Source organism: Kitasatospora sp. NPDC097643 (genome assembly GCF_040302625.1).
Lineage (GTDB): Bacteria > Actinomycetota > Actinomycetes > Streptomycetales > Streptomycetaceae > Kitasatospora.
The window spans coordinates 1-9,360 of record NZ_JBEOSA010000127.1 but is presented as its reverse complement, the minus strand read 5'-3'; the positions used below and the strand labels follow the sequence as shown (position 1 = coordinate 9,360).

Genomic DNA, 9,360 nt, shown 5'->3' with positions numbered 1-9,360 from the left:
GGTGCTCAGGCCGGCGCAGGCCTGGAGGAAGTTGATGCCCTTCCAGAAGTTCTCGTGAACGTCGCCGGTATCGACGAGCGCCTTGACCGCCCGGGCAGCCGAGCGACCGATGCCTGCGAGCGACCAAACCCGGCGAGCGACTGAGCGACCAAGCGACCGGGACCGGCGGCCCACAGGAGGGCCTGACACGCGCGACACGCCGAGGAACAGCGCCCGAGAGACTCAGTCGCTTTCAGTCGCTGAGCTTCAGTCGCTGTACAAAACCCCAGGTCAGAGCACATACACTCACCCCATCAGCGACCGAAGCGACTCAAGGTCGGGTATATAAAGACATTCCCGTGTGCGTGTGCGCGTTATAGACCCGGGCTTCAGTCGCTTCAGTCGCTTTTTGTTCTTGGAAACGGCTTTGACCTGCGAAAACGCCGCCAGACCGAAACCAGCGACTGAAGAGGCCCAGTCGCTGCCCCGAAGTTTGGTCGCTGAGTTCGTCAGTGGGCTCTGGTAGTCAGGGTTCGTACGTCCTGGCTCGGCTAGTCTGTGTGAGCTATCTTCTGGACTTCGGTCGCTTCAGTCGCTGATCCGGCGCCCACCAGTGCTCTGACCTGGCTCTTCGCCCTCAGCGACGCAGGCAGCGACCCAGGACCGAGCAGCTACCGAACAAGGGGAAGGGACCAGCGTGACGGCGCCGAAGGCCGTGGGGAGCGACCGAGCGGACCGCCAGCCGGATGCGCTGGCCGTCGCCCGCTGGTGTGCCGCCCAGGGCTGGCCCGTCCACCCGCTCGCCCCGGGGCGCAAGACCCCGCCCGCCAACTGCCAGGCCTGCCAGGACTCCGTGCACACCCCCGCCGACTGCCCCTGCCCCGCGGCCGGTCGCTGGTGCCACGGGTTCCACGCCGCCACCCTCGACCAGGGCGTCCTCACCGCCTGGTGGCGCGTCAACCCCGAGTTCGGTACCGGCGTCGCCTGCGGTCCGGCGGGTCTGGTCGTCATCGACGTGGACAGCCACACCGTGCCCGTGCCCGCCCGGGACCGGATCCTGCCCGGCATCCCGATCCACGAGGACGTCACCCTCGACGGCTTGGAGAACGGCTACCACACCCTCGCCCTGCTGGCCGCCCTCCGCCAGGCCCAGGACCCGGCCACGGACGCCGACACCCTGCGCGTGCGCACCCCCTCCGGCGGCCTGCACATCTGGTACCGGGACGAGGCGCACCGTCAGTTCACCTGCTCCACCGGCTCCTCCACCGGGCGGGCCCTCGCCTGGCAGGTCGACGTCCGCGCCCACGGCGGCTACATCGTCGCCCCCGGCACGGTCACCACCGCCGGTACCTACACCGCTCTCCCCGGAGCCAGGACCCCCGCCCCGCTGCCGCAGTGGCTGAGTGAGGAACTCGTTCGCACCGGCCACCTCAAGGACCGGCCCGGCCGCCCGAGCATCCCTCAGCCCGCCGTCCCCGACCGCGCCCGCCAGGCCGTCGTGGCCGCGGGCGGCGGAAAGCGCGGAGCCGAACGCGTCCTCGACACCGTCCTCCAGGACGTCGTCGACTGCGCGACCACCCCCGAGGGAGCCGGGTTCACCGGCAAGCTCAACCGCGCCGCCTACACCGTGGGAGGCCTCGTCTCCGCCGGCCACCTGACCCACGCCGCCGCCGAGCGGCTCCTGTTCGACGCCGCCCACACCGCCCGCCCCCACCAGGACCGGCAGAGCTCCGCCGTCATCCGCTCCGGCCTCGCCGCCGGCGCCCGGCAGCCCCTGCACGTCGGGAAGGCGCGCGGATGAACGACAGCACCCGCAAGAGGACGGTTTTCGACCCCGTGGCCGCCGCTCAGCAGATCCTGGAGTACCCGCCGCTGCCCGGTCCCGCCCAGGCGCCCTGGCACGGGACCCCGGTCCAGGAGAGCCTCCTCGACACCCCACCCGCCACGGCGGCCCCCACAGCCCCGCAGGCGCCCCCACAGGCGCCCGTACCCCCCGTCCAGGCCATTCACCCCGGCCAGGCCGCCGCAGGCCCGCAGACGGGCCCCCAGGCCAGCGCACACGGCCTCCTGCCGGACTCCCTGTCCGACCGCGGCAACGCCAAACTCTTCGTCCACCTCTACGGACGCGACTACCGCCACGTCCCCGGCCTCGGCTGGTACCGCTGGGCCACCCACCGCTGGCAGCTCGACGAGGACGACACCGTCCTGTGGGCCGCCGGCGAGATGGCCGAGAGCATCGCCACCCACGACCCCCGCGGCGTCTACACCAACACCGACCTGCGCCGCCACCGCCGCCGCGCCCTCTCCACCTCCGGCATGAACGCCATGCTCGCCCAGGCCAAGTCCGCCCCAGGCATGGTCCTCAACGCCGCCCTCCTGGACGCCGACGCCTACGCCCTGTGCACCCCCGGCGGCGTGGTCGACCTGCGCACCGGCGCCATCGTGCCGCCCGACCCGAAGGTCCACCACCACTCCCGCTCCACCACCCTGGCCCCCGCCCGGATGCGCACCCCGCGCTGGGACCGCTTCCTCACCGACACCTTCGGCGACGACAAGGAAGGCCGCCAGACCCGCGACTTCCTGCACCTGCTGCTCGGCTACTCGATCAGCGGCGACGTCGGCGCCCAGGTCATGCCCTTCCTCTACGGCCAGGGCAAGAACGGCAAGTCCGTCCTGCTGGACGTCATGATCCAGCTCCTCGGCGACTACGCCGACGCGGCCCCGCCCGGCTTCCTGATGGCCAAGACCTTCGACGGCCACCCCACCGACCTCGCGGAACTCCACGGCCGGCGCATCATCGTCTGCTCCGAGCTCAAGCCCGGCGACCGCTTCGACGAGGCCCGAGTCAAGCTCCTCACCGGCGGCGACAAGATCAAGGCCCGCCGGATGCGCCAGGACTTCTTCTCCTTCGAACCGACCCACAAGCTCTGGCTGCTCGGCAACCACCGCCCCGAGGTCGGCACCGGCGGCTTCGCCTTCTGGCGCCGTATGCGGCTGATTCCGTTCGAACGCGTGGTCCCCGAGGAACGGAAGATCGACAACCTGGCGCACGTCCTCGTCGCCGAGGAGGGCCCCGGCATCCTCGCCTGGCTCATCGACGGCGCCCGCCGCTATTTCGCCGGCGAGAAGGACCTCGCCGGCCCCCAGCGCGTCCAGGTCGCCACCACCGCCTACGCCGAGACCGAGGACCACGTCGGCCGCTTCCTCAAGGAGGCCTGCGTCACCGGAGAGGGCATGCGCGCCGAACAGTCCCAGCTCTTCGGCGCCTACACCCGCTGGTGCGGCTTCGAAGGAGCCAATCCCGTATCCGGTCGTGCGTTCGCCGCACGAGTCCGCGAGACACTGGGTATGACCTCTCCCAAGGAGATGGTCCTGTCCAACAGCCGCAAGTACTACCCGGGCATCGGCCTGATCACCGACGACACAGAGGAGCAGAACGCGTGAGCGCGCTGATTGACCCGGCCGAGCTCGCCCACGAAACCGACCTCGTCTGGCTCGAGGACACCGCCGACCTCGACTACGTACGCCAGTCCCTGGACCGGCTCACCACCCGACGCGGCCGCCCCGCCTACCACCGCGACGGCCGCATGGTCGGCTACGCCGTCCTCGGCCCGGACGCCAAGTCCTCCCGCGCCTCCGGCACCTTCCGCCGCCGCGTCTTCTGGCTGCTGCCCCACGACCGCGACCAGGACCCCGAAGGCCTCTACTCGACCGGCGCCCCCTCCGAAGCCGTCGACCCGCGCACCGTCGCCCCCGGCGTCAAGGGCTACAAGACCGAACGCTCCGAGGGCGGCCCGGCCTCCCCGGCGATGCTCGAACTGGGGATAACGCTCCCGAAGGCGTGACCGCGGACGGGCATGGGGGTGTGGGTGCACTGGCACCCACACCCCCCACGCCTTTCTTCTCGCCGTCCCAGCGGCCTCTCCCCCGCGCCCCTGCGTCACCACCCCTCCCGCCCCCTGCTTCGTCACGCAGGAGAAGGCGTGGTGTGGGGCGGCAGGTCGGCTCGTGCCTGGTGATCGCTTTCGCATTCGTCAAGCCAGTCCAGGTACCACCGGGTGAAGGTCATCGGCTCACCACGCTCATCAAGCAACGGCACGAGATCCTCGTCGTCCACCCGGTTGTCGGACCAGATCCTCCCCCGCTCCGGCCCACTGACGATCAGCCACTGGCGGGCAGCGCAGCCGAGGTGCGAGATCACGATGGCCCCTACCGTGCGGTCGGGGGAGAACATCACGGACCCCCACCGCTCGTCCCACGCCTCGATGGCGTCGTCGAAGTCTTCGATCTCCTCGAAGTCCTCCTCCTCCGGACGCTCCGCCAGGAGCTCTCCGACTCGCTCAGGATCAGGGCCCTGGACAGGGAACGGCTCCGCGAGCCTGGAGAGGTCCGCGAGGTCGGCACCATCCCCCTCCCACCGCCAGCGGCCTTGGACACGGCGGACCGGGAACACACCGAACGACGGGCCAGCGCCTCCGGCTCCCACCTGGAGGAGGAACTCCCGGTACTCGCCGGGCAGAGCAACACCTATGTGGGCCTCGAGCTCGGCCAGTTCCGCCGGGGTCAGCGGATCGTCGAGGAGAAACCGGTGCCACGACGAGCCGAACACCTCCGCACCGGGGCTGCCCGCCCCCAAGGAGTGCACACGCTTCCGCACACCGGCCCAGGTCGAAGTCTCCATGGGGGCTGAGCCTATGAGGCACGTCAGACATGTGCGACGGCCGACCTGGCGGCTGGGTGCGGCGGGAGCAAGGGCGGGCGTGCGCCGGAAGCCGAAGCATGGGGTGCGGGTGCGGGCGCGACGATTTTCCGCGGAAAATCCGACGGCCCGGCTTTCCCCCGGTTCTACGGCATGAACTGGGACGTGTTCTGGGACGCGAGCACCGGCCTGGTCGAGATGCCCAGGGAGCTGTCCTTTGTCGGGTGGGGGTGGGTGGAGCTGGAACGTCGACTCCCGGTGGCCGCAGCTGCGCTCCGGGGCCAGCTAGCCGGGGTACGGGGAATCCACTGAGGGCTTCCACGTCGCGTATGACGGGCAGGTCTGACCGGCGCGGTTTCCTGCCTGTGGGGGACGGGATCCCGAACTTGCGGAGGACCGGCCAGGGTGAGGCCCCGGCCGGTCCCCCGCAGTCCGTGCACTGCTTAGTGGTCGACCTCGGAAGTCCCTCGAAGGTGAGGTGAGGTCAGATCATGCGTGGGTCCTGGACCAGAGATTCGGGAGCGGTGTCTGCATCGACTTCGGTGACCCCGGAGAAGCAAGGATGTCTGGCTCCAGCCGGCGAGCAAGGTGTCAGGCCGTCCGCGCCGATCCGGAACCTCACACGACCGGTGGCTGCCCGGCGCCCCCATTCCTTCCCGCCACTGTCACCCCGAAGAGCGCCGAGCCCAGAACAAGACATGGCCGCTGTCGCCCTCGGGCACGAACTCTTCGTGAACCACGTCGAGGCCGGCCCGCACGAGCCATGAGCGGTTTGTCGCGGCATCCGTGTGACTCCACCACATCGCCGTCCCGCCACCGAGCCAGTTCTCATCGGTCCCGGTCCAGGCTCGATGCCCGGGGGTGGCCAGGAACCAGCCCCCGGGCCGCAGCCAGGAAGCGATCCGGCTCAGCAGGGCAGGCTGCTCCTCCACCGGAATATGGATCAGGGCATACAGACAGACCACGGCGTCGAAGCTCTCTTCGGGGAACTCCAAGGTCGTGGCGTCAGCCCGGATGAAGTCGGCGCCCGGCACGAGTTCCCGGGCCCTGCGGATCTGGACCTCACTGATGTCGACGCCCGTCACGCGGTGACCAGCCATGATCAAGGACCGGGCCGCGGGGACACCGGTGCCACACCCGATGTCCAAGACGGTGCCCACCTCCGGCAGCCGGCCGAGCAACTCCTCGATCCACGATCCGTACTTCGTCTCGCTGCCGAATGCCCGCTCGTAGTGCTCCGAGAGCAGGTCATACCCTCGCCGGACCACCTCTTTGGGATCTTCCCCGTCCACGCGGCGCACGCTAACGGCGCATCGCCGAGAGCGCGACTCCTTTTCGGCTCAGGTCCGGCTGCCAGAGCTGCCACCCTCGCGAGTGACCGCTGAGGTCGGGTGGCCCGAGAGAGCAGCTCCTCGGTCCACCCGACCATCCACTTCTGCCGATCGGCCCGCCCGCGATGCCCGCCTGCCCGACTGTCATCTGCGCGGACGAGAGGACCTCCATCCGGGACCGTTGCCGTTGCCAGCTCAGCCTTCGTTCTACCTCACCGCGTGATCAACCCCCGAAGAACTTCCGAAGTCGGCGACTTAGTCTGCGTACAGCGCTGTCAGGCGAGGCAACCGTCGACCCAGCTCCTCGTCGTCGTCGAAGTCGAAGTCCCACTCCGGGTCCAGGTCCGGGTACCGGGTGCCGAAGGCGTCGTTGGGGAGCTTCTCACCGGTTGCCATCTGGTGGGCGTCCCAGGCGATGCTCAGGGCTTCCTCGCACTCGATGTCGAACCCGTCCGCCGCGAATGCGCGTACGGCGGGGAGTTCGGCGAGCGCGTCGGGATCGGCGATGGCGTGCTCGAACGTCGCACGGCCCTGCGTGATCAGCCAGCCGCGGAAGTAGTCGAATCCGTCGTCGGAGCACCCGCCGTTGATCAGGTAGGCGGCGCCCCAGAGCGGGGCACGGTAGGAGTCGGCCATCAGGCTCCAGAGGATCTGCTGGGCGGCGACGATCTCCTGGGCCGGGCGAAGCGCGAGCAGTTCGGCGGCCCGGCGGGCGACAGCATCGCCGTCGTCCGGGGCCGGCACCCGAGAGCGGGCGTCCTCGATCAGCTTCCAGAACTGCTGGGTGTCCATGGGCACCCAGCATGGCACCGGCCTCTGACAGCGCGGTTCGGCCCCAGGAGGTGATCCCGGGTGCGGTTGGCTCTCTGACCCGTGGTGCTCAGCCGACCGCTCCTGTCATCGCGTGCGGCCCTACCGCTGGTTCGAGCAGCGACAACGTCCGCTGCTGCGCATCGAGGGCGACGCGGATGCCGACCGGCATCGGCAGGTTCGGGCCGGCATGCCCGAAGTCGACGTTGCCCAGGACCGGGATGTCACGGTCGCCGAGGACGTCGAGCACGATCTCGGGCAGGGTCGGGGACGCGCCGGGCTCGATTCCACCGATCTCGCGCGGAACGCCCACGACCATGCCGGAGATCCGATCGAGGATGCCGCAGTGCCGCAGCACCTGCAGATAGCTCCACACGTGCGATGCGTGGCCGCCCATCTCCTCCCAGAACAGCACCGCACCGTCGAACCCTTCGAGCGGCAGCGCGTAAGGCGTCGCCTGCGCCAGCACGATGCGATTGATCACCCCGCCGATCAGCCGGCCTTCGACACGACCAGGGCGCCAGCACTCCCACGACGGGCTCGCGGGCAGCGCACCGATCGCCTCGGTACCGGTCAGCAACCTGGAGTAGAGCTTCTCGAGTTCCGCTCGGCGTGCCACGGGCGCAGACTGCCAGTGCCCGCCGAAGCCGGGGACGGCCATGTCGGCGTGGAACCCGACCAGACCCGTGCGCGCGTGGAGCACCAGATGCAGCAGCGAGATGTCGCTGTAGCCGAGAATCGGCTTGGGGTCGGCCCTGATCGCCTCGACATCGATCAGGTCGAGGTAGCCGAGCGCCGTCTGGCCGCCGTCACTCGCGATGATCGCGCGCACCTCTGGATCACGCAGAAGACCATTGAGCTCCGCGGCGATCTCCGCCGGCGTGGCCGCGCTCCACCAGCGACGGCGCCCTACTTCGAGCAGCGGAGCCCGCCGCACGCGGAATCCCATCCGTTCGAGCACAGCCTCCGTCTGCTCGACGTTGGGCTCGTAGGCGGCCGGGAGCGGACCGGACAGCGATGCGATGACAACGAGATCTCCGGGCCTCAGAGCACGTGGCCGAAGCAGTTGAGGCAGCCGAGGCGATGCGGAACCAGTCATGGCGTCAGTGTCGCCGGTGCCATTGGCAGCGGTCGCGCGAATTTCGCCGGTCGCCCGTTCCCGCGTCGGCCCGGGCGAGCAGGGCCGTGAATTCCCGTTCCCGGGTGCCGTCGATCGCCCAGTTCCGAAGACGGGGTGGACGCCCTTCCACGAGTCGTACTCGGTGGGCAGGTGCACCCACGGCGAGCCGGTCTGGAATTTCCACGAGATCGCGTCGATCACCCGCCGGCGCCGGGTTCGGTGCTGTTCAGCATCTGGTGGAGAGTCTCGGCCAGGCCGTTCCTGTGGTCGACGTGCCAGAACCACGGCACGTCGTCGAGGATGCGGGCCAGGTCGTCGGTGACCAGAGAATCGACCGTGGCACGCAGGTCGTCCGGGACGGGGCTGTCCGTGAAACAGAGCCAGGCGAGGGCGGCGGGCACCCTGACGTCCGTCGGGCGGGCGGGGTCGGACCACAGAGCATCGAGCCAGGCGGCGGCGAGCGGGTCGGCGCGTTCGCGGGCGAGTTCTGCGACGGCCAGCACGAGGCTCGCGCGTACTCCGGGCTCCTGCTCGACGGCCAGGCGGGTGCGAAGGGCGGTGCTGATGCGGTCGGCGCCCCCCAGCGCGGTGGCCAGGGTGTCGCAGGCCCGGATGCGGATCTTCGGGGCGGGATCGCGCAGCAGTCCGAGGAGCAGGTCGGCGTCGGTGGTGACAGCGTGGCGCGACGCCTCGATCGCCCAGTTCATGGCGTAGCCATCGCACGATACCCACGAGCCCGGCTGTGCCGTCAGCAGGAACTTGTCGCGTGTGCCCAGCCCCCAGTGCTGCTGACGGGACACCTCGGTGACGAGGCCGAGGGCATGCGCACGGCCGTGGGCCGACGGGTCCGCAGCGAGGCGGAGCAGGAACGGCACGATCAGCGGTGCGCTCGCGAGGACCGAGGTCTGGTGCGCCATCAGACCCGCCAGCATGCTCAGCGCGAAGTCGACGGCCTCGGCGTCGTCGGAGCGGGTCTGCGTCAACCACCGCTTCGCGGGTGCTTCCCCGCCTGTCCTGTGACCCAGCAGGAAGCGGTCCCAGGGCACGTCGTCGAGACGGAACCCGTCCTTGACGTCCCGCGGCATCCCCGCGATCACGGTGCGAACGTCGAACTCGGTGCCCTCGTACACCTCCCACCCGTCCCTGTATGCCCGGTCCATGTCGAGGATCAGCTCATCACCCACCGCATCTGCCCCTTTCGAAACTGCTTGCCCCCATGGCTACCACCGCGCACCGACACAACGCGCCACAGGCCGGGGCCACCTTCCCGGGCCCTCACTCTCGGCCTGCGGGTGAGGGCTGCTGCACTGATCAACCAAGATCCGAAAGAGAGAGACCAGCCGCCCTACGAACGGTCGGAGGTGCCGGTCGGCGGCCTCAAGGAGGACCTCCCGGCCGGCTGGCTCGGCCGCGTCCGCGCC

General features: G+C 69.9%; 8 protein-coding genes. 3 read left to right on the top strand and 5 right to left on the bottom strand.

Annotation, left to right across the window (positions count from 1 at the left end; translation table 11 throughout):
* Positions 1 to 676 precede the first annotated feature (676 nt).
* Genes ABTY15_RS39055 through ABTY15_RS39045 form a run of 3 tightly spaced genes read left to right on the top strand, consistent with a single transcriptional unit; the run spans position 677 to position 3,824 of the window.
* On the top strand, positions 677 to 1,780 hold the full coding sequence (locus tag ABTY15_RS39055) for a bifunctional DNA primase/polymerase (RefSeq protein ID WP_350607238.1): 1,104 nt from the start codon (positions 677 to 679) through the stop codon (positions 1,778 to 1,780).
* Positions 1,777 to 3,423, top strand: coding sequence for a DNA primase family protein (locus ABTY15_RS39050; RefSeq protein WP_350607236.1), 1,647 nt, complete (start codon positions 1,777 to 1,779; stop codon positions 3,421 to 3,423). Before ABTY15_RS39055 ends, ABTY15_RS39050 begins: the two co-directional genes overlap by 4 nt.
* On the top strand, positions 3,420 to 3,824 hold the full coding sequence (locus ABTY15_RS39045; protein ID WP_350607233.1) for a DUF6009 family protein: 405 nt from the start codon (positions 3,420 to 3,422) through the stop codon (positions 3,822 to 3,824). Before ABTY15_RS39050 ends, ABTY15_RS39045 begins: the two co-directional genes overlap by 4 nt.
* Positions 3,825 to 3,946: 122 nt before the next feature.
* Here ABTY15_RS39045 and ABTY15_RS39040 read toward each other — a convergent pair whose 3' ends face one another.
* The 5 genes from ABTY15_RS39040 to ABTY15_RS39020 form a co-directional block, all read right to left on the bottom strand.
* Positions 3,947 to 4,660 (bottom strand): SMI1/KNR4 family protein, encoded by a 714-nt coding sequence (locus tag ABTY15_RS39040; protein WP_350607229.1) that lies wholly within the window; start codon positions 4,658 to 4,660, stop codon positions 3,947 to 3,949.
* Positions 4,661 to 5,343: 683 nt separating this feature from the next.
* Positions 5,344 to 5,970 (bottom strand): class I SAM-dependent methyltransferase, encoded by a 627-nt coding sequence (locus tag ABTY15_RS39035; protein WP_350607224.1) that lies wholly within the window; start codon positions 5,968 to 5,970, stop codon positions 5,344 to 5,346.
* Positions 5,971 to 6,264: 294 nt separating this feature from the next.
* Positions 6,265 to 6,801: a DUF4240 domain-containing protein gene (locus ABTY15_RS39030; RefSeq protein ID WP_350607221.1), complete on the bottom strand. Its 537-nt coding sequence runs from the start codon at positions 6,799 to 6,801 to the stop codon at positions 6,265 to 6,267.
* An 88-nt stretch (positions 6,802 to 6,889) separates the two neighbouring features.
* On the bottom strand, positions 6,890 to 7,918 hold the full coding sequence (locus ABTY15_RS39025; protein WP_350607240.1) for a S66 peptidase family protein: 1,029 nt from the start codon (positions 7,916 to 7,918) through the stop codon (positions 6,890 to 6,892).
* 218 nt (positions 7,919 to 8,136) lie between these two features.
* The gene (locus ABTY15_RS39020) at positions 8,137 to 9,123 is read right to left on the bottom strand and encodes a hypothetical protein (RefSeq protein ID WP_350607217.1); all 987 of its coding nucleotides are present in this window, start codon (positions 9,121 to 9,123) and stop codon (positions 8,137 to 8,139) included.
* Positions 9,124 to 9,360: the final 237 nt, after the last annotated feature.